The sequence below is a fragment of the Salirhabdus euzebyi genome (genome assembly GCF_014207435.1).
In the GTDB taxonomy this organism is placed as follows: Bacteria; Bacillota; Bacilli; order Bacillales; family Alkalibacillaceae; genus Salirhabdus; species Salirhabdus euzebyi.
The window spans coordinates 49,339-76,126 of sequence record NZ_JACHGH010000001.1; the positions used below are offsets into that span (position 1 = coordinate 49,339).

17 protein-coding genes and 1 pseudogene are annotated in these 26,788 nt (G+C 33.2%); 14 read left to right on the forward strand and 4 right to left on the reverse strand.

What is annotated here, in order from left to right:
• Positions 1-607 precede the first annotated feature (607 nt).
• The 11 genes and pseudogenes from brxF to HNQ94_RS00315 all read left to right on the forward strand — a co-directional run bounded on the left by brxF (position 608) and on the right by HNQ94_RS00315 (position 20,995).
• Positions 608-1,066, forward strand: coding sequence for a BREX-3 system P-loop-containing protein BrxF (gene brxF, locus HNQ94_RS00265; protein WP_174496249.1), 459 nt, complete (start codon positions 608-610; stop codon positions 1,064-1,066).
• Between the two features lie 21 nt (positions 1,067-1,087).
• Positions 1,088-4,768: a DUF6079 family protein gene (locus tag HNQ94_RS00270; protein WP_174496250.1), complete on the forward strand. Its 3,681-nt coding sequence runs from the start codon at positions 1,088-1,090 to the stop codon at positions 4,766-4,768.
• 12 nt (positions 4,769-4,780) lie between these two features.
• Positions 4,781-7,555 carry a DNA methyltransferase gene (locus HNQ94_RS00275; RefSeq protein ID WP_174496251.1) on the forward strand — a complete coding sequence of 925 codons (2,775 nt, stop codon included), beginning with the start codon at positions 4,781-4,783 and terminating at the stop codon, positions 7,553-7,555.
• 15 nt (positions 7,556-7,570) lie between these two features.
• Positions 7,571-9,517 (forward strand): BREX-3 system phosphatase PglZ, encoded by a 1,947-nt coding sequence (gene pglZ, locus HNQ94_RS00280; protein ID WP_174496252.1) that lies wholly within the window; start codon positions 7,571-7,573, stop codon positions 9,515-9,517.
• Positions 9,518-9,534: 17 nt separating this feature from the next.
• Positions 9,535-10,245 (forward strand): hypothetical protein, encoded by a 711-nt coding sequence (locus HNQ94_RS00285; protein ID WP_174496253.1) that lies wholly within the window; start codon positions 9,535-9,537, stop codon positions 10,243-10,245.
• Between the two features lie 58 nt (positions 10,246-10,303).
• Positions 10,304-13,516, forward strand: a complete 3,213-nt coding sequence (locus HNQ94_RS00290) for a DEAD/DEAH box helicase (protein WP_174496254.1) — start codon at positions 10,304-10,306, stop codon at positions 13,514-13,516.
• 146 nt (positions 13,517-13,662) lie between these two features.
• Positions 13,663-15,592: pseudogene (locus tag HNQ94_RS00295) on the forward strand (DNA/RNA helicase domain-containing protein).
• 126 nt (positions 15,593-15,718) lie between these two features.
• Positions 15,719-16,870: a DUF885 family protein gene (locus tag HNQ94_RS00300; protein WP_174496255.1), complete on the forward strand. Its 1,152-nt coding sequence runs from the start codon at positions 15,719-15,721 to the stop codon at positions 16,868-16,870.
• Entirely contained in the window at positions 16,864-17,943 is a 1,080-nt protein-coding gene (locus HNQ94_RS00305; RefSeq protein ID WP_174496256.1) for a hypothetical protein, read from the forward strand. The genes HNQ94_RS00300 and HNQ94_RS00305 overlap by 7 nt, the downstream gene beginning before the upstream one ends.
• 838 nt (positions 17,944-18,781) lie before the next feature.
• Positions 18,782-19,678, forward strand: coding sequence for a fructose bisphosphate aldolase (locus HNQ94_RS00310; RefSeq protein ID WP_174496257.1), 897 nt, complete (start codon positions 18,782-18,784; stop codon positions 19,676-19,678).
• 483 nt (positions 19,679-20,161) lie between these two features.
• Entirely contained in the window at positions 20,162-20,995 is an 834-nt protein-coding gene (locus tag HNQ94_RS00315; RefSeq protein WP_174496258.1) for a DNA-methyltransferase, read from the forward strand.
• Here the strand turns inward: HNQ94_RS00315 and HNQ94_RS00320 are convergent.
• Positions 20,992-22,104, reverse strand: a complete 1,113-nt coding sequence (locus HNQ94_RS00320) for a hypothetical protein (protein ID WP_174496259.1) — start codon at positions 22,102-22,104, stop codon at positions 20,992-20,994. The two genes, HNQ94_RS00315 and HNQ94_RS00320, sit on opposite strands and share 4 nt — an antisense overlap.
• Positions 22,105-22,324: 220 nt before the next feature.
• Here HNQ94_RS00320 and HNQ94_RS00325 point away from each other — a divergent pair, with 220 nt between their 5' ends.
• From HNQ94_RS00325 to HNQ94_RS00330, 3 genes are all read left to right on the forward strand, one after another.
• Positions 22,325-23,047: a YwaF family protein gene (locus HNQ94_RS00325; RefSeq protein WP_174496260.1), complete on the forward strand. Its 723-nt coding sequence runs from the start codon at positions 22,325-22,327 to the stop codon at positions 23,045-23,047.
• Positions 23,048-23,199: 152 nt separating this feature from the next.
• On the forward strand, positions 23,200-23,409 hold the full coding sequence (locus tag HNQ94_RS19485) for a hypothetical protein (RefSeq protein WP_246199990.1): 210 nt from the start codon (positions 23,200-23,202) through the stop codon (positions 23,407-23,409).
• A 378-nt stretch (positions 23,410-23,787) separates the two neighbouring features.
• Positions 23,788-24,402 (forward strand): hypothetical protein, encoded by a 615-nt coding sequence (locus HNQ94_RS00330; RefSeq protein WP_174496261.1) that lies wholly within the window; start codon positions 23,788-23,790, stop codon positions 24,400-24,402.
• Positions 24,403-24,419: 17 nt separating this feature from the next.
• On the opposite strand, the gene HNQ94_RS00335 is transcribed toward HNQ94_RS00330, so the two are convergent.
• The 3 genes from HNQ94_RS00335 to HNQ94_RS00345 form a co-directional block, all read right to left on the reverse strand.
• Complete coding sequence (locus tag HNQ94_RS00335; RefSeq protein WP_174496262.1) at positions 24,420-24,689, reverse strand: DUF7669 domain-containing protein; 270 nt, start codon at positions 24,687-24,689, stop codon at positions 24,420-24,422.
• Between the two features lie 161 nt (positions 24,690-24,850).
• On the reverse strand, positions 24,851-25,630 hold the full coding sequence (locus HNQ94_RS00340) for a YibE/F family protein (RefSeq protein ID WP_174496263.1): 780 nt from the start codon (positions 25,628-25,630) through the stop codon (positions 24,851-24,853).
• The gene (locus HNQ94_RS00345) at positions 25,627-26,766 is read right to left on the reverse strand and encodes a YibE/F family protein (protein WP_174496264.1); all 1,140 of its coding nucleotides are present in this window, start codon (positions 26,764-26,766) and stop codon (positions 25,627-25,629) included. The genes HNQ94_RS00340 and HNQ94_RS00345 overlap by 4 nt, the downstream gene beginning before the upstream one ends.
• Positions 26,767-26,788: the final 22 nt, after the last annotated feature.

Here is a 26,788-nt window from a genome sequence, read left to right on the forward strand (position 1 = left end):
GTGGCTATGTGACGAGGAAAGATGGATAATTAATACAGCAATACCCGAATTATAGGAAAAGCCATCTTTAAAAATTGGGGATAATATAAGAGCTTACTTAAATGTTAGAATAGATCGTTTGAATAAAATATTTGGAGTGTATATTAGATGTAAGCGATGTAATGGAACAGGTAGATACAGTTTTTCACTCAGGGAAAGATTTGTTGGGAGGTAAAGGTGTGAAGTATTAAAAAGTCAAAAAAGAATCAACATGAAAGCACATTGAAAGCATTCTTTTAAAAATATTTGAAGAAGACCGAAAATTTGAACGCTTAATTTTCTTGGGGATTCCTGGGGAAAGTTTTTTAGCTGGAAAAGATTCCTTTACGCGTATGAAATTTTCATTGCAAGAACAACTCGCATTTAAAGAAATGGTTTTGTCTTTATAAGCGATAACGATCAATGAAAAGCACAGTAAACATATTAGACGTTTATTGTGCTTTTTGGATTAGTGCGTTTTTTCTTTAACAAAATATAACAGTGTTTCATGCCTTAATATTAATGCTAAATTGCCCTTAATTTGTTATAGTGTAATTAGAAAAATTTTACTATTATGTAGGTGAATTCTATGAAAGAACATTTAGTATTTTCTATTAAAGAAGAGTTAAAGATGATTAGCAAGAGAAGACATCAGCTTATTTTAATCATTAATCATAAATGGAAAGACTTAAGCTTTTTAGATGAGAAGCTTGCCTTACCTCAGCTAAATATAAATTTAGAACTAAGTACACTTTTAAAAGATATCCCTATTAACAAAAGACATAGGAGAGTTGTGACTTTTTTAAAAGACGTGGTTAAACAAAACGCTATAGAAAACACTATTATATTAGACCATATTGAAGTATTATTTGACCCACAATTGAAGCAAGATCCCTTGAAATTATTTGAGGATATCAGTAGGAATTACATACTAATAGTTAACTGGAAAGGTGACATCATTAACAATAAACTTACATATGCTCAACACGAGCATATAGAGTTTCACTCATACGATGAATATGATGCAGTTGCTATAAATTTTGATTAATTAATTATAGGGGGAGTTCTAATGAAGTATCGTGATTTAATTCATTTTGAGCCGATTGAATCTGTTGTTCAGCTTACAGACGCAAATGAAAAGGAAAATGCTTTCAAATTATTAGATACATACGTCATTTCAAATCGTATGGCGGAAATTTTAGATGAACTTGTATTCGAGCAGCTACAATTCAACAGACCTGCAGATAATAAAGGTCTTTTAATTGTTGGTAATTACGGTACTGGTAAATCACATTTAATGAGTGTGATTTCAACAATTGCAGAGTTAGATGGTGCAAGTGAAAGGATCAATAATGACAAGGTAGCTAATAAGGCGAAAGAAATTGAAGGCAAATTCAAGGTTATTCGTACTGAAATAGGAAGTGTACAAACATCTTTTAGAGATATTATATGTGGTGCTATTGAAGATGGTTTAGATGACTTAGGAGTATCTTATTCATTTCCTTCAGCCGACCAAATCAGAAACAACAAAGATGCATTGATTGAAATGATGACAGCGTTCCATGATGTTTATCCTAATCATGGGTTGCTATTAGTAGTGGATGAATTATTGGATTACTTACGAGGTAGAAAAGAACAAGAACTTTATTTAGATTTGGGCTTTTTACGTGAGATAGGCGAAATTTGTAGCAAGACTAAGTTTCGCTTCATTGCTGGGGTTCAGGAGATGCTCTTTGATAACCCTAAATTTCAATTCGTTGCAGAGCAACTTCGTCGTGTTCGAGAGAGATTTGAACAAGTTCGAATCATTAGAGAAGACATCGCTTTCGTTGTCTCTCAACGTCTCTTGAAAAAGGATGACAAACAAAGAGCGCTAATTCGGGAGCACTTACAAAAGTTCACAAGCTTATATGACCGTCTAGGAGAAGAGTTAGAACAGTATGTAAGTATGTTTCCAATTCACCCTGCTTATCTGTCAACTTTCGAAAATGTGACCATAACTGAAAAACGTGTCATTTTAAAGACGCTTAGTAATGAGATGCGAAAAATTATGGATGAAGATGTTCCGGACGAAGAACCTGGTTTAATTTCATTTGATAGTTATTGGCCATACATTGAGAATGATCCATCTTTAAAAAGTAATCCTGATATTCGTGAGGTCATGTCTAAAGCAAAAATTTTGCAAGACCGAATTCAAAATGCTTTTACTAAACCAGTCTATAAGCCAATGGCGAAAAGAATTGTTCAGGCTTTAGCTGTGTTTAGATTAACTACGGATGAAATCTATGCTCAAGTTGGTTTAACACCAGAAGAACTAAAAGACAATCTGTTCCTACATATTATAATGTTAGACGATGATGATGCCGCAGATTTCTTAAAGACAACAATTGAGTCGGTTCTAAGAGAAATACAAAAAACAGTTAGCTTTCAATATATTTCAACAAATGAATCAAACGGTCAGTACTTTATGGATATAAAAAAAGATGTTGCTGTTGATGACCTTATTGAACAAAAAGCAGAGAGCTTAGTTGATGATCAATTGGATCGATACTATTTCGAGGCATTAAAGCTAGCTACTCAAGTTGCTGAGAATACGTATGTTACGAATTATCGAATCTGGTTACATGAACTCCCTTGGCAAGAACGTAAAGTAACAAGACAAGGGTATATTTTCTTTGGGGCACCTAATGAACGTTCAACAGCGCAGCCTCCAAGAGACTTTTACATTTACTTGTTACAACCGTTTTCACCACCAAAATTTAAAGACGAGCAAAAGGCAGATGAAGTGTTCTTTAAATTAGTGGATAAAGATGAAAAGTTTATGAGAGCTCTTAGTTTATATGCTGGTGCAAAAGAAATGGCAACTACTGCTTCCAGTAGTACAAAAAGCCTCTATGAATCCAAAGCGGAAGGGTACCTAAGGGAATTAGTTAAATGGTTAAGAGAAAATTTAACGACTGCTTTCGAATTAGCCTATAAAGGGAAAACGGATCGTGTAGCCGAATATGGAATGTTTATTCCACCAGGTGCGAGTGTGAGGGAGATTGTTGATTCTGTATCATCGGAATGTTTAAGTCAATGGTTTGAAGAAAAGTATTCTGACTATCCTTCCTTTAGTAAGCTTCAATCACTATTGACGAGAGAAAATTTTCCTACTTATGTGCAAGATGCATTAAAAAATCTAGCTGGTGCAAACACAAGGCAAGGACAAGCGATTTTAAATGGACTTGTGCTACTTGATGAACAAGGAAAGGTGAATGTCCGCCAATCAGGGTATGCTAAATGGGTGATTGAAAAATTAGATGAAAAGGCTCAAGGACAAGTTGTAAACCAATCAGAGTTCATCGAGGATGTTTTTACCAGTCAAGGAACAGAAGACATAAGATTGACTAAACAATTTAAAATGGAACCTGAAATATTTACGGTAATTTTAGGAGCATTGGTACAAAGTGGGGAAATCGTAATTACAATTGACGGTAAAACTTATGATGCGATGAACTTTGATCAATTACTAAGAGTGTCACAGCAAGATTTTGTTCATTTCAGCCATATAAAGAAACCAAGCGGTCTACCACTACCAGCAATTAGAGCAATTTTTAGAATGTTTGATATTGGTGAAGCTTTTCTTCAAGATAAATCTTTAGACATGGGTATTGGACAAATGAACTCAAAAGCTCGTTCAATATTAAGTGACACTGTAAAGATGATAAACGATGTTAAAACTGGCTTTCCTATTTGGGAAGGTACAGTGTTATCAAGTGTTGAAATTCAAGAACATCGTGATAAACTTACACAATTTAAAGAGTTCTTAGAAGGGTTACAAGTATTCAATACGCCTGCTAAATTACACAACTTAAAATATACTGTTGAGGAAATTGAAAAACAGGAAGAATCATTAACCTTCCTTAATAAATTAACAAAGCTAAAAGAGAGAGCAGCTGAATTTACAAATAAAGCAACTTACCTCACAAGTGCACAACACCACTTACCATTAGGTCACGAGTGGCAGGACGATGTGGAATTAGCTCTTACGGACTTGCTGCATGTATTAATAGAAGGTGAAACAGGTCAAGAAGAACTACGAAAGATTGATCAACTGAAAGAAGAATACATGGACATCTATATGAAGCTCCATAATGCAAAAAGGTTAAATGCAACAGAGGATAATAAAAAGAGTAAGCTCCTCTCAGATCAAAGACACCAAGCTTTAAAAGACTTGACAGCGATTGAATACTTACCTTCACAAACGTTAACGGAATGGCAAAATAAGGTGAATTCTTTAATAACGTGTTGGAGTTTAACTAAAGAAACTTTGGAGAATAATCCAATATGTCCAAACTGTAAGTTTAGACCTAAAGATGATCATAAGATTCTCAATACATTAGAAGATTTAGAGGACCAATTAGGTGAATTGTTAAATAGTTGGACTGAATCTCTCTTAACCAATTTTAATGACCCTGAAGTACAACAAAGTATTTCTCTTTTAAGTTCATCACAACAAACCCTGATTAATGAGTTCATAGAACAAGGTAACTTTTCGTTACCAATCGATGTGCAACTGATACAAACAATCAAAGAATTGCTACAAGGTATAGAGAAAGTTGAGATTTCCTTTAACGACTTAGAGAAAATGCTTGCTAACGGTAGTCCGTTGACTGTTGATGAAGTGAGAAGTCGTTTTGAGTCAATGCTAAAGAACAAAATTGGGAATTCAAATACAAATCGTGTAAGAATGATGTTAAGAAAGTAATGGAGGGGTAAAATGGCTTCAAAAGATAATGAGCAATTGACTATGTTATATGAAGAAGTTGAGAATGATAAACCGGTTACTGTTCTGGGTAAGACTTTTAAGAATGATAAAGAACGTAGACAGTACTTTACTGAGGAACTTAGAAAAAAACTCGGTGAATTAAAAAATATAGAAGGATATCCAATAGGTAATGATGAAGATATTCTAGCTCTTTCTAACCCTCCATTCTATACAGCATGTCCTAACCCTTGGTTAGATGATTTAGTTAATGAATGGGAAAAGGCTAAAATTAATAATAAAGATACAGAAAACTATAATAGAGAGCCATTTGCATCAGATGTTAGTGAAGGAAAAAATGATGCTGTATATAATGCCCACAGTTATCATACAAAAGTACCTTATAAAGCAATAATGAGGTATATACTACATTATACGGAACCCGGTGACATTGTGTTAGATGGATTTTCAGGAACAGGAATGACAGGAGTTGCAGCAAAGCGTTGTGCAAATGCCAAAGAGGTTGAAGAGCTAGGTTATAGAGTTAAAGAAGGAGATGTACTCCAAGATAATATTAGAATATCAAAACTTGGTCAAAGGAAAATAATCCTTAATGATTTATCTCCTTCAGCAACCTTAATTTCATACAATTATAACCATGATATTAACACTAATGAATTCCTAAGAATATCTAATGATATTCTAAAAAAAGTAAAAGAAGAATGTAGTTGGATGTATGAAACAACCAATCAAAATGGTGAGAAAGGTTATATAAACAATGTTGTATGGAGCGACATATTTATTTGTCCCAATTGTTCGGAGGAAATCAACTACTGGAATGTTGCGGTTGATGTAGAAAATAAGAAAATAAATAGTAATGACATTGAATGTGAAAACTGTCTTAGTAAATTAAAGAAAAAGGATTTAGAACGTTCTTGGGAAAGTATATATGATTTAAAGCTAGGAAAGACAGTTAAGCAAATCAAACAAAAGCCTGTATATTTATATTATTCTATAGGGTCAACTCGCTATGAAAAAAAGGTTGAAAAGTCAGATGTTGAGTTATTGAATAAAATAAATGACATGGAGAGTAATTATTGGTATCCAACAGAGAGAATGACTGAAGGGGATGAATCCCGCAGAAATGACAGAATTGGATATACTCATGTTCACCATTTTTATACTCGGAGAAACTTAATAACCCTAGCCAAGTTCTATGATTTGGCTAAACAATCGAAATACTTTACAAATTTGCTCTTTTTTTTCCAAGCATCAATTAACAGAGCTACAAAGACAAACCGTTTTCGGTTCGGTGGTACAGGAGGGCTAAGTGGAACATTATATGTCCCTTCATTAATATTTGAAAGAAATGTTATTAGTCTATTAGAAAAGAAGCTAAGTGACTTTCAAAAAATTCTGTTAGAAGAAAATGTTGATTCTAATCAATGTTCAGTTACAACACAGTCAACTTCAACAAATTTATCTTTAAAAAATAATTCAGTAGATTATATTTTTACTGATCCACCTTTTGGAAAGAACCTTATGTATTCAGAATTGAACTATCTTTGGGAAGTTTGGTTAAAAATCCGAACTAATAATAGTTCTGAGGCAATAATCAATTCAACACAAAGAAAAGGGATAATTGAATATCAAAAGTTAATGGAAGAAAGCTTTAAAACATATTATAGAGTGCTTAAACCTTCACGGTGGATTACTATAGAGTTTAGTAATTCACAAGCAAGTGTTTGGAATTCTATTCAAGAAGCCCTACAAAGAGCAGGATTTATTATTGCTAATGTTTCGGCTCTTGATAAAAAACAAGGAAGTTTTAAGGCTGTTACAACAACTACTGCTGTAAAACAGGATTTAGTTATATCAGCATATAAGCCATCTGATACCTTAGTGACGGAAATCAAAAGTACACAGGGTTCTAATGATACAACATGGTTATTTGTGAAACAGCATTTAGATCAATTGCCAATTTTCTTAGGTAAAAAGGGAGAGGCACAGTTAATCGTTGAAAGAACACCAAGAGTCCTGTTTGATAGAATGGTCGCTTATCATGTGCAAAATGGAATCCCTGTCCCTATCTCATCAGCTAACTTCCAACAAGAAATAACTCAAAAATATCCGACACGAGATGGTATGGTATTCCTAGAAAATCAAGTAGCAGAATATGATAAGAAGAGAACTTTAGTTAAAGAGTTTGCACAAATGAATTTATTTGTATCGGATGAGAATAGTGCAATAGAATGGTTACGTCAACTGTTAATAAAAAAACCACAAAGTCGTCAGGATATTCATCCAGCTTATATGAAAGAAATTCAGCATATTGATAAGCATGAACTACTTCCAGAATTAGATTCTTTATTAGAGCAAAATTTCCTGGTTTTTGAGGGGCAAGGTGTAGTACCAAACCAAATTGCAACATATCTTAAACAAAATTATAAAGATCTAAGAAATATAAACATAGAAGATCCTAGTTTTATTAATAAAGCACTAAACCGCTGGTATGTGCCGGATCCAAATAAACAAGCTGACTTAGAAAAACTTCGAGAAAAATCATTATTCCGTGAATTTCAATCCTATGTTGAGGAAATTAGCAAGAGCAAAAAGAAGCTTAAGCAATTTAGAACTGAAGCTATTCGTGCAGGCTTTAAAAAAGCATGGAGCAATAAAGAGTACCATACAATTGTTGATGTAGGTTCAAGGCTTCCAGAGAAAGTGATCCAGGAAGATGATAAATTGCTAATGTACTTCGATAATGCACAGATTCGCTTAGGTCTTTAAGGGGTAGGAGAAGTTATGAATAGTTGGAGAGATGAAGTTCTTAAACATTTTGATAGTTCATTTACAAAAGTGTATATTGCAAATGATTCAGACGGTTTACTAAGAGATGTCAAAGTAATAGAAAACCTTGAAAAGAATCTATTTGAAATAGCTGATTTTGATGACCCAATAGCATTTCGATATATGTTTGAGACGAAATATAGAGAGTTAATCTCTAAAGGAACATTAAAGTTAATAATTCGAAACGATGAGTATGGATTAATACCATATGATTTATACAAAGACACTATTAAAGTTAGCTTGAAATTAGGCGAGATTTTCCCAAAACTTTCTTACCCAATCTTAAAAGGCCTGGACTCTGATGAATTAGATGCCTTGTATGCTGTCTACGGACAGTATCAAGGCTCTTCTTCTAACAAAGACACTATCGAGTTCCTGTTGAAGAAAGTTTATAAAATACATCAGGAATCAATTGATACAAAAAATGACTTCATCAAATTCATGCTATCCTTTCATTATAGGAATCAACAATTACCTTATGATGTAAGTAACTACCTGGTTGAACAATTACATAGTCGAAAAGACATTAGGCAATTACCTGTAAAAGAGTTAATTGAATCCAAATCTTCATTCTACACATTTCTCGAAAAAGAATGGTCTATTTATGTAAATGGACTTTACAAAGAGAAGCAAGTTATAAAAGAGTCTGAAACAGATAGCTCTTATTATCATACTGAACATTCATTTTCAGATCCCGATATTCGAAGGCTATTAAATGATCTATTCATAGAGAAAGAGCTACAACCGATTGAAGGGTTAGATAAGAATAACCTTCCGACTTGGGTTCATCCTGGTATCATCAACAAAGAGAATGCTGCTGAGATTGAATTGTTTAAAAGCCTACTTGGGAAGATACGTTTGAGAGCAGTCAATGTAGAATCTTATAAGGATTGGGTAAATATTAGTAAATTAATTGGTGAATTATCTTACTTGTCCCATAAGATAGAGTCAAGTACTGATGCAGAGCTGTTTGATGACTATCAAAAATCTTTATCTAACTTAAATACAAACTTCGAGTCGTGGATGCTAGAAGGATACGCTAGCATATACAATTCTCCTATACTACCAAATCCTACAATGGTTCATCAAATCCCTAACTATTTAGAGTTGATGAATCAAGATAAAGTTGCTTTATTAGTTTTGGATGGAATGAGCTTTGTTCAGTGGAGCCAAATAAGACAAGCCCTAAACCAATACGATATTCGGACTGAAGTTAACGGTGTATTCGCGTGGGTGCCTACATTGACATCAATCTCACGCCAAGCTATTTTTTCAGGGAAAATGCCAATGATGTATGCTGATAGTATCTATACAACAAACAAAGAAGAACTGTTGTGGAAGACATTTTGGGAAAATAACGGAGTATTAAAACAAAATGTGTCTTACCAGAGAGCATTAGGAAATGAAGAATACCGTAAAGATAACATTGAAGCCCTTAGAAAGCACAACATCCAAGTTTCAGGGTTAGTTATAGATACGATTGATAAACTGATGCATGGAGCAATTCAAGGACAGTTAGGAATTTATGCTGAATTGGATATATGGTTAAAGAGTGGTTATCTTCAAAATTTAATTAAAGATTTACAAGATACAGGTTATACCATATACATTACATCTGATCATGGGAATACAGAATGTACTGGTGTTGGAAGGATAAACGATGGCGTTCTTGCTCATTCAAAAGGAGAACGTGTTAGAATATATAATAACGAGGACTTATGCAAAGAAAGAGCAAATGAGTACAGTGTAATAACTTGGCCAAATATAGGATTACCAAAAGATTTTAACGTGCTCTTAGCCGACCAGAATAAAGCATTTATTAGCAAAGGGAAGAAAGCTGTAAGTCATGGAGGTATTAGCTTGCAAGAGGTTGTCGTCCCTTTTGTGAAAGTAAAAAATTAATAAAAGAGGAAGATAGAATGACAAAACCAGTAGGATTCGACCAAAAGATACTTTTACATCATTTAGACTATACTGCAACTGAGGCAAATCGAACCGAAAGAAAAGAAATGTATGAAAAATTAGAGGATTATTTATTTACAGAGATTAAAGGAGCAGCCTCTAGAAGATGCGCAAAAGCAATGTTAATGAAAATTTGGTTTTTAGTCGAAGATGAACACAAACATCTACAAGAAGAAGCTTTTAAGCTACTACCTGATCTCTCTAAAGCGGAAAGAATACTACTCCATTATGGGATGACTGTCTTAGCCTATCCGTTTTTTGGCGATCTTGTTAGAGAGATGGGCAAGTTGTTTAAGTTACAAGAAGAGGTCTTGAGTCAACAGATTGGGAGGATAATGAAAAATTTATATGGAGAAAGAAGAAGAGTTGAAGTTGCGACTAGTGCTACTCTAACTAGCTTAAAAGCATGGGGAATTATTACTCCTGGTGAAAAGAGATACAGTTATATTCAATCTAAGAAGTTTTCAATTACTTCAAATGAATTATTACAGTGGCTTGCAGAAGCTATCATTAGGAACTCTGAAGGTGATTCATTGTCTTTAGATATTATTAATTCCCATCCAACGTTTTTTCCATTTTCTTATCAAATTGGTACATCAGATTTAAGAGATAGTGGCTTCCAAGTAAATCGACAAGGATTAGATATGATTATTGTGCAGGTTGTATAGTCCCTTATTCTTTACAGAGTAAGGGTTTTTCTTTAATTTGAAGGGAGTGTGTAGATATATGTTTCCAGTAGGAACTATAGTAAAGGGGCCACAATTTCCCGAAACTGTAGAAATAAAAAAATGTGACAAAATAGATGATACTTTTTACATTATTGAAGCTATTGGACGTGAAACAAATCAGTTTTTTGAACTGATGTTAGAGACACAAGAATTTGAACAGTTAGAGAAAATTAATCAAGAAGAAGAGCCTATAAGCTTGTCGCCATCTGAAATTCAGCATTTCCTGCAATATTATGCAATAAAAAACGAATATCAATATGCTCAATCTCGAGCACTTGGTAGTAAGAATCTAATTCCTCTTCCTCATCAAATACAAGCTGTTTATGGTAGGATGTTGCAATCACCTCGTGTAAAGTTTTTACTTGCAGATGATCCAGGAGCGGGTAAAACCATTATGAGCGGTATGTTAATAAAGGAACTAAAGGCAAGACTCAGTACTGAGAGAATATTAATCCTAGTACCTCCATTAGTCTTAAAACAATGGCAAGAAGAATTAGATGAGAAGTTCGGTGAACACTTCCACATCATAAATAGAGCCACTATAAAAGAATATGGAGGCAAAAACCCTTTCGTATCTAACAACCTTTGTTTAGCTTCTATGTATTGGGCAGCAAGGGATGAAGTAAAAAGCCTTATTAATGAAGCCGATTTCGACTTAATTATTGTTGATGAGGCTCATAAAATGGCAGCTTATACATTTGGCGTACATAAGAAGAAAACAAAAAGAACTAGACTATATCAGCTTGGAGAATTATTGTTACATAAGGCAGAGCATACTATCCTTTTGACAGCAACACCACATAAAGGTGATGTTGAAAACTTTCGTCATTTGATGAGATTACTAGATGATGACATATTTTCATCCATATCAGCTAACGAGAGTTTAAAGGAGAAAAGTAATCCGTTTATAATAAGGCGCTTAAAAGAAAGTATGACAAACTTTGACGGAACTCCATTGTTTCCTAAAAGAACTACAAAAACAATTAAATACAATCTCTCTAGCAAAGAACTTGATTTATATAATAGTGTTACTGAGTACGTTAGAGAACACTTTAATCGAGCTATGAGTTCTGGAAGTAATAGTACAGCTTTTGCCATGATGTTGCTTCAAAGACGTTTGAGTTCATCCATTGAAGCTATTCACTTATCATTAAAACGGCGGAAAAAAAGATTAGAACCCTTATTAGAAAGGACATTAAAAGAAAGAAAAAGTTATTTAAACAAACTGAAAAAATTAGATTTAACATACTATAATGAAGAATCATCAGATGTTCAAGAAGAAATTGAAAAGAGATTGTTGTACTCGATAGACGAAATAGATCCAGATGAGCTAACGAAAGAAATTGAAGAGTTATCTAAGTTGATTGAAAAAACCACACATATAAAACTTAATGTAGTTGAGAGAAAGTATAAGGAATTAGAAGAAACGTTGTTTGGACTTGATGGGTTTCTTAACCAGGGAGAGAAAATTTTAATCTTTACAGAATCTAAAGACACATTAACTTTTTTAGAAAAACAACTCCTAAAAAGAGTACCTGCTATAGCAAAAATCATTGGGGACTTTTCAATGGACGAGCGAAGAAGGCAAGTTGAGCTATTTCGGAATGAAACCCAGATTATGCTCGCAACAGATGCTGGTGGAGAATCAATCAATTTACAATTCTGTAATCAAATGATTAACTATGACATCCCTTGGAATCCTAACAGACTAGAGCAAAGAATGGGAAGAATACATCGAATCGGTCAAAAGAATGAAGTTTTTGTCTTCAACCTTGTTGCCCAAAACACTAGAGAAGGCGACGTTATGATTCGTCTAATAGAAAAGTTAGAGCGAATGAGAGAAGACCTTGGTACAGATTTAGTGTATGACTTTATCGGTGATGTACTAGAGGACAATTACGATAATCTAGCTAGCATTATGCAAGAGGCAATCATAAATCGGGAGAAACTAGATGAAATTATAGCAAATATGGACAAAACGTTATCAGAAGAGCATGAAAAACTAATTAAGATGGTCCGAGAGGAAAGGTTAGATGATGAGTCTATTGATTTACCTGATTTAAAACGCGAGCAAAGTAATATAGCTATTCAGAGTATACCAAATCGCATTTATTCTGACTATGTTGAGCATATATTAACAAAACGAAAAGTCAGAGTATATAAATCTAATGATGGGTTTGTTAAACGGATAGAAAGATTTCCAAAGTTTATTAGAGATTTTGCACTCACACAAAATCTTAACATTGATGTAGGTGATTCCATCCGTTTTACAGGTTTTAATGAATACGAAGGTAATGAAGTCGAACTTTTAAATGTAGATTCATCTATTGTTAAATTAAGTATGGTGTTAACGCAAAAAGAGCTCGATAAAATTTCACTCGAACGATACATGGTATCATACCCTATAAGTGAAACACTGTCTGTTGAAGGTTATATAATGGGGATAACTGATGGAACTGGACAAATGTTAAAGCGAGAGTTAGTCTTTTTTGCTAAAAGAGAAGATGGAACAACCCTTCAATTTGATCCTTATTGGCTCTTTCAGAGTAATTTCAGCGGTGAAGGTATTAAGTTAAACGAAACAAATAATACTACTTTGAAATCTGAAGCACTAAAACGTTCAATAACCACTCGAGATGAAGTTAGAAATAAAAGAGAGTATCAGCTTGATAAAATGAGAAAGTTTTTAGAGAATACATTTAAAGCACAATACGAGGAGACTCTGAAAAAGTTAGAGAAATATCAGAATGAAAATGTTGATAACAAAAACAGTGCTCTTATTAACCAGATGAATGCCAATTTAATTGATATCGAGAACAAGAAGGAAGAACGATTAAACTTAATAGATAGACAAGTTAATATTGGAATGAAACCACCCAAACGCGTTATCCAGCTAGAGTTGACTCCAAATGGAAGAAGTTCAAGATTAATTTCAACTGATTACAATGAAATAGTAGAGAAATATGAGAGAGATAATGGACGAAGGAATGTTAAGATGATGGTCCCGTTAGCTTTGGTAGATTTTTATAGTGAAAGATTTAATGGAGAAGAACGATATATAATCCTTACTAATCAGAGTGATTATTTCCCTACCGAGGAATACCTTGAAGACTTACGCGATATTTTAAGCAAGGTGTACATTTACACAATTAATAATGGGGTCATCGTTGATGAGAGAGCAATGGCTGATGAGGTAATTACTATTAACTAAGAAGTATCTAATACTAAACAACGAAGCCTGAACTTAAGGTTAATTGAAGTTAGCAAGGCTTATGAAGATGGTGGATGAACTAAAGTGGAGAAGTCATGGTATCACAATAGTAAAAGCTAAATGATTAATCAATAGGGGGGTTAATTATGATTGTATACGAAGCAAGTAAACGAGAATTTCTAAACCATGTCGATCAAGATGTCCTTGTAAATCATATACTAAGTAAATTTGAAGTGAAACTGGGTCGTATAGGGAATCAGAAGTCCGTTCATGGGATAACTCTATGCTACATATGTACCGTGTATTAAACGACCAATCAATTCCAGATGATGCAGGGGTCGCCATTGAATATAAAATACCATACACTTCAAAAAGAGTAGACTTTCTTCTCTCAGGTCATGACGGCGATGTGGATTCAGTAGTTATAGTTGAACTAAAACAATGGTCTGAAGTTGAAAAGGTGGAGGGAAAAGAAGCTATTGTAAAGACAGCTTTAAACCGTGGTATACATGAAGTTGCCCACCCTTCTTATCAAGCCTGGTCGTATGCAGCTTTAATTGAAGATTATAATGAAAATGTTCAAGAGCAATTAATTAAACTAAAGCCATGTGCATATTTACATAACTATAGAAAACTGCAAAATTATCCTTTGACAGATAGTTATTATGACTATTACTTGAGCTTGGCACCAGTTTATGCGAAGGGTGATGTTGAAAACCTTCGTACCTTTATAAAGAAATATATTAAATATGGCGATAACAAGGATATTCTCTATCAAATAGAACAAGGCAGAATCAGGCCATCGAAGTCATTACAAGATTCTTTAGGTAGCATGTTAAAAGGAAATCAAGAATTTGTTATGATTGATGAACAAAAGGTAATTTTTGAAACTGCTCTACAACTTGCTAAAAGAGCCATAAAAACTGGAACGGAACAAGTAATGATAGTTGAAGGAGGACCTGGAACTGGTAAGTCCGTATTAGCTATTAATTCACTTGTTGCTCTAACAAATAAATCTATGACATGTCAGTATGTTACTAAAAATTCTGCACCAAGAAATGTTTATTCTACTAAATTAAAAGGTGATTTTAGAAAAACCAGAATAGTAACTCATTTAAGGAATCTGGAAGTTACACAGAATCTGAACTTGATGAACTAGATGTACTTATTGTTGATGAAGCGCATCGCCTAAATGAAAAATCAGGCATGTTTCAAAACTTAGGTGAAAATCAGGTGAAAGAAATAATTCATGCAGCTAGTATGTCTATTTTCTTTATCGGCGAAAATCAACGGGTTACTTTAAAGGATATAGGTAGCGTTGATATGATAAGAAAATATGCAGGTGAATATGGTGCAGAAATAACATCAGGGGTATTAGCTTCCCAATTTAGATGTGATGGATCAGATGGATATATTGCTTGGCTTGATGATGTACTTCAGATTCGTGAAACAGCCAATGCTAACGATATGGGAATTGATTATGACTTCCGAGTGTTTTCTAACCCTCATGAAATGAAAAGAGAGATTGAGGAGAAAAACAAAAAGAATAATAAAGCAAGAATTGTTGCCGGATATTGTTGGGAATGGCCAAAGAAAAACCGTACCAAATCTAACTTTCATGATATTAGAATTGAGGAGCATGATTTTGGAATGAGTTGGAACCTAGATAACACACTAACCTGGGCAATAGATGAAAAATCTTTTCACGAAGCAGGCTGTATCCATACTTGCCAAGGGTTAGAGTTTGATTATGTGGGCGTAATTATTGGTGATGACTTACGATTTGAAGATGGAAAAGTTGTTACTGATCATTCTAAGCGAGCCAAAACAGATCAGTCTTTAAAAGGGATAAAAAAGCTGATGAAGGAAAATCCAACTGAGGGAGAGGAAATTGCAGATAAAATTATTAGAAATACTTATCGTACATTAATGACTAGAGGGCAGAAGGGATGTTATGTGTATTGTACGGATAAGAACTTGGAGTATTATTTAATGTCACGATTAAAACGAGAAAGTTTGTATCGTGAATACAGGAATGGAAATATGAAGGTTGCTGAGAGTAATAAAGTAGATTAAAAGGAGAATGTCTTATCTAATTTTAAGGTAAATAAAACCACTTAAAACCTTCATATCGGAATGTTACTTTGATAAAATATAATTACTAAAAATTAAATAATTATTATAAACAAAAAGGGTGTTTGAATGTCAGCGATTAATTTATGGAATTGGAGATACGAGATTAGTTTATACCCAGAAATGAAAAGGCAAGTTGAAAATGAGGTATATAAGCTACAGCCTGAATATAAAAATCTGTATATAAACTTAATAAATTATTACTATTCTTTTATATCGTTTGATATTATTCTCAATGCATTAGAACCTTCTACAACTAAGAATTTTAATGAACTAGGGTTTGATGAGCTATCTATTTTACGCAAAAAAATTAAATATATTCCAACGCTTATACGCAAAAATCAAAAAAGAAGAATGGAATATGTATGTGAAATTAATCCTCAATTCAGTGAAATCTTAAATGACCTATTTAAACAAGGGTGTAGACAAACAAAGAATTTAGATTATAGTTATCCATTTAAAATAATGTTTGGAAAATACTTTAATGAGATTCTATCATATACGCAACAGCTTGAAAAACTTCAGAAGAATGAAAAACAAGAGAAAATTCATTCAAGTAAGTTAATGGAATTTATTAATAGTACCATAAAAAAGGCCACTAATGATCTAAATTTACACAAACGATTTGGGGAATATTCCAATTTAGAATATAAAATAGAAATTACCGAGAGAAATGGTGGTTATGCCGAATGGTGGGCCCGTGAGCTTTCTGATGAGGATAAGGATAAGCTTGTAATAATAAAGAATCAAAATACGTTAAATAAAGATGATTTGGAATTAACTCTTTATCATGAAGTTTATCCGGGGCACGGACACTTTTATGATGCTGCAAGAAGACAAAGGAAACATCCCTTTTTTGATCACGGTGCTCTTTGCCTTATAGAAGGATGGGCAACATACTGTGAATGGAACACAGTTAACAGTGATTATGCTTCTTACCTTAGGAGTAATGCGGGGGCTTATTTCAAGTTGTTAGATAGAGGGAAAGATATTGATGAATTATTATATGAATTATTCAAAAAGCAACTAAAACATAATACTGAAAAACAAGCATTATATGCAATAACATATTTTTCAGAGTACCCAGGGTTTAACGAATCATATTTTATGGGTGCATACTGGCTCGATTATAAAATTAATATTGGTGACTTCAGTAATCCGGTTGACTTTCTGGAATTTCTAAGTGTAAAACCTTGGGGGGACTTTTTTGCATTATGGTGAAAAATGTAAAGTATTTCCTTGTTAATGCAGTAGGTTTAGGGAGTAAAACTATTGACTTATTTCCAGAGAAGCGGGAGAATCTTGTGGAAATTCCTCGAATTATGCAATATGAAAATATTCATCTAGGTAATGATAATAGCCAAATCTATGTAAATTCTCTTAACTCATATTTAATAATTGATTTTGTTGGTGAGTATAAAAACCAAGAGAAAGCTATTGAAGCATACAACCAGAATTTTAACACTGATTATAAAAAGTCTTTAAATCTATTTAACAAAACGATAGAAGTTATAAGTGATTTTGACACGTCAATGCAACTTTTAGTAATCGAAGATAGTTCAGTTAATGAAGTAAATATTAAAGTAGAGTATGGAAGAGTGAAATTATATACAAATTCAAATATAAAAGGGTTATTACATCTAGATAAGGAACTAAAAATGTACTATAGGACGTTTTTAGATGCTTGTTTAATATATCTAACTTGTGAAAAATTAGATAAGTTTTTAAAAAACTTGACTACTACTAAAAATATTAATAACGAAATACAAAATTTATTAGCAATTTATTCACAAGAATTATTTAAGCTTTCTAAACCACAATTTTATCTTACATACCAGCCAGAAATAAGGATTATGGAGCTTTTTTATAAGTCATGGAAAATCGAGGGATATATTAATAAAGTAAAAAGTAACTTTAATCAGTCGGTATCTAACTATTCTTTTCTCTGGAATTATCGGAACCAGGTGTCCCAAAAAAGAATGAATACATATTTACTTTGTCTCACAGTATTAACTGCTTATACTCCAATAATGGAGATTCTAAAACAATTTGGTTTAACATCACTAACCACAGAGGTAACTATACTTATACTGGTTACAATTATTTTAATAATTTTCAAGCCATTATTTGTTTTTATTACATTAATGATAAAAACTCTCTACTTTAAACTATCATTTTTTTATATAAATAATTTATTTCATTCTGCTAAACATAGAAAAATATATAAGGTCAAACTATGGCGAAAGATTATAAATTCATTAGGCTCTAAAAAGAATAATAAGATTGAAATGTAAAAATATAGTTCGTTAAGGTATTACCGTTTCAGACAGGGGACAGTTTCAAAATCCTTGTCTTCTTTTATAAATCAAAAAATATTTGGAGGGTTACCATTAAATACTTATGCGAGCGAGGATAAAGGTGTGACTACCAACTATGTTAATTGATAAGAACAGCATCAAAGCTTATAGTTAAAATTGGAATAAATGGATATGCTATTATTTAGTTTAAAGATTTTTTCTCAATGGAGAGAGCTGTATGCTTTTGCTGATATAGAAATGGCAACAATTTTTCCATATGGCTACGCTGTTTTTAAATGATTAATCATGATTTGTAGAATAAAAAGGAAACAACGATGATGACATAATCTCAACGAGACCAATAGAAATAAATGTCTGATGTCTTGAAATCAAATCTTCTAAAATATCCCTCACCACATGTTTGTTCATCGTTAAAATCAGCAGCATGAAAGTAAAACCCAAAATGGTACCTACAATAAACAACTCGGAAAGTAGAAAGGTTCAAATAATTTTCGAAAATTTTATTGGCTATTTTATTGGGGTTTCTTGTCTCTGCACATCCTTTTCGTTGCTGTTCCACCAGTGTAAAAGACATTCCTCTCATTTAAAATCTCACATTAAAATTCCAGTTTGGTAATAAGCATATAGGTTTCATAGAAAGAAGTATGTCGTATGTCAAACCGCTTTTTTAGGTGATATAGAAAGTTTTAATAACCAGCAAATAGGTAATGGTGAAAGAAGAATGGCACTTAACTTTCCTAAAATTCTAAAAATGGTCATACATTGTTATGAAGTGATGTATTGAATTCTAACTACTTGTATAGGAGTGAAATGAATGCAGGGAAAATACTTAGACATAATGAGGAACGGAAAAGGTTTTATCGCAGCACTTGACCAAAGTGGTGGGAGTACACCAAAGGCGCTTGCTGCTTATGGGATAGCTGAAAACGAATATTCCACTGACAAAGAAATGTTTGATCTTGTGCATGATATGAGAACTCGAATTATTACTTCTCCAGCATTTGATTCGGAGCATATTCTTGGGGCTATTTTATTTGAACAAACGATGGATCGTGAAATCGAAGGCAAATATACTGGGGATTATTTGAAAGAGGAAAAAGGCATTGTTCCATTTCTTAAAGTGGATAAAGGACTTGCGGAGCTTTCTAATGGTGTTCAGTTGATGAAACCAATCAAAAATCTGGATGAACTACTGGAGAGAGCTAATGACCGTGGTATGTTCGGAACAAAAATGCGTTCGGTGATTAAAGAAGCGAATGAAGATGGAATTAAAGAAGTGGTTAGTCAGCAGTTCGAAATTGGTAAAAAGATTATTAGTTCTGGACTTGTACCAATCATTGAGCCAGAAGTAGATATTCATAGTGCCGATAAAGAACAGTCGGAAAATATATTAAAGCAGGAAATCAAAAAACACCTGGATCAATTAGAAAAGAATGAATTTGTGATGTTGAAGCTTACGATTCCTACGATGGTAAATCACTATAAGGAGCTTGTTGAACATTCTCAAGTTGTTCGTGTAGTAGCTTTATCAGGTGGATATTCTAGAGAGGAAGCAAATGCAAAACTAAAAGATAATGAAGGGTTGATTGCTAGTTTTTCTAGAGCATTGACGGAAGATTTGAGTGTGAAGCAGTCTGATGAAGAATTTAATGCAGCATTAAGGAAGTCAGTTGAATCTATTTATGATGCGTCTGTTAATAAGGATAGATAATAAATAACATTTTGAGCTTTTATAATCCTTCTATCGTTGTAATTTCAAATGTATGGAGTAGGATTGGGATTACCTTATTTTTAATATAAATCTTGGAAATGGTTTTACAAACTTTGTGTGATATAAAGGTCGGAGCCTCTTGTGGACAAATGTCCATAAATGGGTCTGACTTTTTTTGTACTATAGGAAAGTATAAATTTTAACAATGAGATGGGTCTCGACGTAAATCAAAATTTTAAGTCTATAGTATAAGTGTAACTAGGGAATTACGCTTCGGTTGAAGTCTTGGTGATTTTGGCCAATGAAATTTATCCCAATGCTATATAATTTACCACACTGTGACAAAGCTGCTTAGATCAAAATGCAATGTAATTAACAAAATTGAGTTATTGATTTCTTGTCCTGGATTATAATCTCTGAGTAATAGGACAAGCAGAACTCTTCATAAGATAATTTATGATTGTTTTATGGGGGGACAACCAATTGGATATAACTGTTTATAACAAAGATGTCACTAAGGGAATGGAAGAAATTGATACTGGGTCAGTTGACTTAATCATTACAAGCCCGCCTTATTGGAATTTAAAAGATTATAAGCATCCTAAGCAATTAGGTTTGAATTTAACTTATAAACATTATCTGGTAGTGTTAGAGAAAGTTTTATTAGAGTGTATGAGGGTAATTAGGCATGATGCTTTTATATGTATTAATGTAGGAGATGTTAGAGAAAAAGCAAAGGAAAGTATAACTCAAAGACCCAGGCTGTACTCTATTCAAGCATCCATAATAAACTACTTTTTAACCATGGATTTTGACTTATTTCAACACTTCATTTGGGAAAAACATAGTGTGAAAAAAGATAACCTAATTCATGGTTCTACGTGTAATGGTAAATACAAAGATTTTGCTGTTCCACCATTCTTATATTCAGATCTAAATACAGAACATATTTTAGTGTTTAGAAAACCTGGTATAAGGAAGCGTCCTACTTTAGAAGAACGCCAAAGTAGTGAACATAATTTAATAAAGAAAATTACACTACAGGATTGGCTTCATCCTGTCTGGAAGATAAATTCCCCGAGAAAGGGGCAGCATAAGGGGACTTTTCCTAAAGAAATTCCACATAGGCTTATTAAAATATTTAGCTTAAAAGGAGAAACAGTATTAGATCCATTTGCGGGAACTGGTACAACGCTTGTTAGTGCAATCGAGAATCAAAGAAATGCCATTGGATATGAACTGAATAGTGATTTCATTCAACCATTCATTGATGAATATGAACTAACTAAGAGAAGTTATGAGTTTGTTAAAGACTAGTTTGAAATCTGAGGTGGATCATTTTCATTATTATTAATTAAATGGGGCAATGCCACTTCTTCTTCATATGTAGTTAACCATTCTAACAAGCTGATGTATTGAGCATCAGAAATCTCAATAGCATTTTGTTGAATAAAAAGATTAAATAAAATTGGATAAACAAAACTATTCAGGTCCTCATGTGCCTTAGCTAAAAATATGTCTTTCTCTAACACTTTGTTAATTTTGAAGCCAAATACTTGTGGCCAGTACTTCGGTTTTCCATCTGTGATAGCCTTTACTTCATCTAACCATAAAGGGTCTGTAAGTTTTTTGTCGAATCTTTGACAGTATTGTTCACGGCTTACTAAAGGAATAGTTACAGTTCCTATCCATATCTCTTTAATGATCCAATCAGGGTGAATTTGCTTATTTTCTTCCCAATAGCTCCTAACTGCAACTTGAGTACTTTGTGGTCCGGAAAATCTTATAAATATAACTTTATCATTTTCGGCAAGTTCATTAGGGTCAGTTAAATTTTTAGGGCACCATATTCCAGATTTCATTGCAGGGAGTACATTGATTCCATTTAAACGTTGTACTCTTTCACTATAGAAGTTTTTCTTAGTAGCACTAAAAAGCCATGTTTTGTGAGCTATACCGCTTCTCCCCTTGATCTGTTTATGTAAAAATCTATCATGATTTTCCTTTACAAAATTGTCAAAATCATCATAATCAAGCTCATAAATATCAATGGGATATTTTTCGAGCAGTCCCTTTGGAGGGGTGTTGTTTCTTAAAACAATTATACAACCTCTGTTTTTAAGGAAGTTCTTAAAAGCTGTTGAATAATTTGGGTCCTTATGATAATTGAATTCGGAAGTGAGAAATTTAACTTCTGCTGGTCGCCCGTCCTTGTGAAAAGAATCATTTTTAAAAATAATGTTATCAACATCAGGAAAGTTTCCATTATAAATACTAATGTCATTTACAATACTATTCTTGGATTTGTATTGAATATTCCCCTCTTTAACAACCAATTTAAGAACAAGTTTACTGTAGGTTACTCTTTGGTACATATATTCATATAGTACCCTTTCTTGTAAGTATGATCTTCCTCCAATTGTCATGTAAACAAGCACTCCTTTGCAGTATTATTTACATGAAGATAGAAGAAGATACATTCCAAGTATAAATTCAATATGTCTTTTAATCCCCACTGTTTTTGAGGTAGGTAATATGAAATTATGTGATAAGTACAATACTACATTAGAACATTCTCAACATATAAAAAGATATTTCTACTCATCCTATGCTTAAGTATTAGTTTAAGAGCTAAGGAGCATAACGATGAGGGATTTGTTCTTGAAAGAAGGCAGTGAGCCGTTTGTTTTATTTTCTGTCACTCATATATTAACTTTGGTCGTTATCATAGCTATCTGTGTAGGCATGTACCTTTTTAGAAAAAGATTACGATTAGGCTATACAAATAGATTGGTTAGATATGGCCTGGCAGCAACCTTGCTTATTTCTGAAGTGAGCTTACAGTGGTGGCTTTATTATATTGGCGATTGGTCATTCCGATATTCGTTACCACTACATTTAAGTAGCCTCTCGCTGTTCTTATCAAGTATTTTACTAATGACAAGAAGCTATAGACTTTTTGAGTTCACTTATTTTGTTGGGCTAGGAAGTGCGCTTCAAGCGATGATTACACCAGATATTCAAGCCTACACGTTTCCTCATTTTCGATATGTGCACTTCTTTATTTCCCATGGAGGAATTGCCATAGCGAATATGTTTATGGTGCTAGTAGAAGGATTTCGTCCATCTTTTCATTCTGTCTTTAGAGCATTTCTATATGTAAATGCTTATACGTTATTTATTTTTCTCGTGAATGTAATGATAGACGGTAATTACATGTACATTATGAGAAAGCCTGCAAACCCATCCATCTTTGACTACTTAGGACCATGGCCATTTTATATTATTCCTTTGGAAATCATTGCATTAGTCACATTTTTCATATTGTATCTACCTTTTTATATACTAAAAAAATTAAGAGAAGAATAGGTAAGAATAGGTGAAGACACCGTTTTCTTAAAATTATGGTTGTGTAACTTTAGTTCATTTCCGCTATAATATATTGAATAACTTAAAAGCTTACAAGTTGCTCATGGATGCCTACAAGCTTCCGCCGAGTGATAAAATATGGGGGTAAGAAAATGAATAAACGATGGACGATTGATAAAATTAAAGAATTTGTACAGAAAAATTCGGACAGTAAGTTACTGACGACGGAATATCACGGTTTTTCACAGAAGTTACTGTTTAAATGTTCGTGCGGAAATAATTTTGAAAAAACACTTACGAAGTTCAAGAATAACAACCAACGTAAATGTGATGTGTGCCAACCACCAAAAGAATCACGGTAATCCAATAGAAAAGGAAGACAAGGGAACCTGGGGGAAATCCTAATGGGTTCCTTTTTTGTGTAGAACTTACGAGGAATTAATAGTCAGCCGGTCAAAAAGTAAATGTTTTGGTATTTTCTCTTGAGCTCAGAGGGTCGGACCCAACATATGACTTTCATATTCGTGCTTAAATTGGTTGCTTTATTACATTGGTAGTAATTCCGATACTCGCTATCAATTAATTTATTACCCTTTTTGTAGTCTGAAAAAAATGGTAATAAATATCTTATAAATAATATTTTAAACAATAAATAATTAACAAAAAATATTAATTATTTATTGTTTTTATGATTATTTTGTTGTAAAATTAGAACAACAAAAATAATGGGGGCGTTCTTTATGGGAAATAACGTGGACTATATTAAAAGTTTGACGAAACAAAAGAAAAAGTCTGTAACCATTACGATTGATGAAAAGGTATTAGATGATGTGACGATGATTGCTGAGGAACTTAATATCTCGAGAAACCAAATCATTAGTGATACAACAGCTAATTTTGTAGAGGACTATAAAAAATGGCAAAATCCAAAGTATTATATTATTAACTCGAATTACACCTATATGCCTGATGGACATTTGCATATGCTATTGGGGAATCGAGCATCTGCATGGGGTGATACAAAAACTGCTATTGATAACATGGAACCAGGCAGTTATGTATTTATTTATTTAAATGAACATGGTATCGTTGGTGCTGGAACAATAGAGAGTACTTATCAAGTCAACGACTATTGTTTGGTAAAATATCATGATAAGTTTGGAGTTGCGGATGAACATTTTGTGAAAGTAGCATTTGATAAAACCTCATTAAATGCTGACAATACTATTAACGATTCTTCCGTTGTAACGGCAAAAATGTTTAAAGAGCATGTTTCCAATAAAGTTCTTAATCGTACTAAAGTGGAATTGTCAACTCAAGAGGGAGAAAAATTAAAAAAGTTATATGTGGGATAAGAAAAGAAGGACACTAATTAAATAGTGTCCTTTTGTGTTATGTCTGCTAATTTGTATTTGCCATATTCTATCCGTTCGAAGTCATTATATACCGTACCATGGTGGTTTGAGGCGTTTGAACAACATCTAGAGTTGATATGAGTTCTAATTGTACCTTCAGCATAAATAGTGTCCCTTTGTTTCATCAGTTTAATTACTTCACTAATCGTAAATTCATTTTTATTTCTTTCTTTGACAATGGAATGTACAACTTGAAGTATTTCTTCTCTACAGGTTCTCTTTACCATTTCATCGCATCCTTTTTCTCTAGAATAGCAGGTAAAGGCTAATCTGAATAGTAATTGAAGAGTGTGATGTGATGTGTGCCAACCACCAAAAGAATCACGGTAGTCCACTTGGAAGTAGAAAATCCTCACAAATGTTGCCGAACAGCATTTGTGAGGATTTTTTACGTTTTTAAATCTTCCTTTTTTTCTCGATTTCTCACCAAATAAAAGGCTGTGATCCAGGAGGTAATGGGAATGACTAGTGTTACACCGATCCCAGCACATAAAATAGTGATCATTTCTGCACTAAATATTTTTGAATTAACAATTTCTCCTAAAGAATAGGATAATTCTTTAAACCAAATCAATAAGGTTAAATAGCCTCCAAAGAAGGCAAAGAACAACGTATTCGTACTTGTTCCTAAAATATCCCTTCCAATGCTCATTCCAGATGCAAACAAATCTTTCCTACTTATCGTGGGATGATGGGTATATATTTCCCGCATGGGCGATGTAATGGAAATAGCAATATCAATAATAGCTCCTATTGTACTCATAATAATGACGGAAGTAGCGACTTTTACAAAATCGACCCCAATGTAAAGCGTATATAAGGGAACTTCTTCTATTTCTTCTCGCCCAAAACCGTGAATCATGGCATTTTTCACGATTACAAAAATAAAAAGTAGTAGGATACTTGTTGAAATAACGGTTGCAGCTAATGCTGTTTTCGTTTTAATGTTTACTTCATTAACATAAAAAAGGTTAATACAGCTAATGACAGCACATGCTACCAGCGTTAAGATAATTGGATTGACTTGTGGGTCCAACATAAAAAGGATGGTCAGAAAGAGTACACTAAAGTTTAAAAATATGGCAATAAAAGAACGAGCACCCTTTTTTCCTCCAACTAAAATCATCAATATAAATAAAATGACTGCTAAGACAAATAATGCATTCATAAGCGCGCCCTCTTTTTATTAATGAAATAGATTGCAGCGTAAAGTCCTAATGGTATGGTTAACACGATGCCAATACCACCAGCTAGTGCTCGCGCCATTTCTATTGATAAATGGAAGGAAAGGGTAGGGCCCAATGGGGAATTATTTTTAAAATACAAAAGAAGCATAGGGATAGAACCACTTATATAAACAAAAAATAAAATGTTTGTCATTGTCCCCATAATATCTCTGCCGATTGCCAAACCGGATTCCTTAAGGGCTTTGATAGAAATAGCAGGATTCTTCTCATATAAGCTAAAGATAGAGGAAGACATGGTAATAGCTACATCCATTACTGCTCCTAAGGATCCGACTAGTATTCCTGCCAAAAACAACATTTGAGGATGCTCTGTGAGAAAAGGCATTCCTTCATAGCGAAGCCCGTTTTCTGACGTGATCACCATAACAAAGTAGGTAATCAATAATGATAGAAACGTTCCAAGTAAGGTTGCAACTATAGCAGCATATGTTTTTTCATTAAATCCATTAACGAATAATAAGGAAATCACCGTAAATAAAATGGCACTTATACTGCATATCAATAGCAGGCTTATGTTGGAGGTGTGTAGATAAATATCCAATGCATAAGATAACAATACGGCATTAATAACCAAGGTGATGATGGAAGTAAATCCTTGTTTTTTACCAACTATAAGTAAGATAAAAATAAAAACCCATGCTGTAAATACTACGTACATATCTCGCTTGACGTCATCTATTGTTCCGGTTAAATATGTATGTTCTTGCGTGTCTGTATTAATAGAAACAAATAATTTATTTCCAACTTTGTATGCTTGATCATAAGCTCCAGAAGAAGAATATTGATTCTTTAGGTGAATAAGCTGTCCTTTGTCTTCTCCATTTTTTAAGGTAGCTATTATGTGCTGTGTGAATAAGTAATCTTGATTATTATATATATCATTCTTTTCGGTTTGATCCACGATGTTCGTTTCGATAACTTCCGCTATGGGATGATCATAAAAAGAATAATTGTGGTTCACAAAAATAATGGAGGCAGTAAAACATAGTAGTAAACTAGTGTACAATATGTACTGTTTCAAAGATACCTTTTTCCATATGTGTTTTAATCCGTTCAACGACACTACCTCCAAGCACTCG

Coding starts and splice junctions, on each gene's coding strand:
- HNQ94_RS00320 (WP_174496259.1), bottom strand. CDS start 22,104: ATGACAATTGGAGGAAGATCATACTTACAAGAAAGGGTACTATATGAA.
- HNQ94_RS00270 (WP_174496250.1), top strand. CDS start 1,088: ATGAAGTATCGTGATTTAATTCATTTTGAGCCGATTGAATCTGTTGTT.
- HNQ94_RS00285 (WP_174496253.1), top strand. CDS start 9,535: ATGACAAAACCAGTAGGATTCGACCAAAAGATACTTTTACATCATTTA.
- HNQ94_RS00290 (WP_174496254.1), top strand. CDS start 10,304: ATGTTTCCAGTAGGAACTATAGTAAAGGGGCCACAATTTCCCGAAACT.
- HNQ94_RS19485 (WP_246199990.1), top strand. CDS start 23,200: ATGAATAAACGATGGACGATTGATAAAATTAAAGAATTTGTACAGAAA.
- HNQ94_RS00305 (WP_174496256.1), top strand. CDS start 16,864: ATGGTGAAAAATGTAAAGTATTTCCTTGTTAATGCAGTAGGTTTAGGG.
- HNQ94_RS00310 (WP_174496257.1), top strand. CDS start 18,782: ATGCAGGGAAAATACTTAGACATAATGAGGAACGGAAAAGGTTTTATC.
- HNQ94_RS00300 (WP_174496255.1), top strand. CDS start 15,719: ATGTCAGCGATTAATTTATGGAATTGGAGATACGAGATTAGTTTATAC.
- HNQ94_RS00330 (WP_174496261.1), top strand. CDS start 23,788: ATGGGAAATAACGTGGACTATATTAAAAGTTTGACGAAACAAAAGAAA.
- HNQ94_RS00340 (WP_174496263.1), bottom strand. CDS start 25,630: ATGAATGCATTATTTGTCTTAGCAGTCATTTTATTTATATTGATGATT.
- HNQ94_RS00325 (WP_174496260.1), top strand. CDS start 22,325: ATGAGGGATTTGTTCTTGAAAGAAGGCAGTGAGCCGTTTGTTTTATTT.
- pglZ (WP_174496252.1), top strand. CDS start 7,571: ATGAATAGTTGGAGAGATGAAGTTCTTAAACATTTTGATAGTTCATTT.
- brxF (WP_174496249.1), top strand. CDS start 608: ATGAAAGAACATTTAGTATTTTCTATTAAAGAAGAGTTAAAGATGATT.
- HNQ94_RS00335 (WP_174496262.1), bottom strand. CDS start 24,689: ATGGTAAAGAGAACCTGTAGAGAAGAAATACTTCAAGTTGTACATTCC.
- HNQ94_RS00275 (WP_174496251.1), top strand. CDS start 4,781: ATGGCTTCAAAAGATAATGAGCAATTGACTATGTTATATGAAGAAGTT.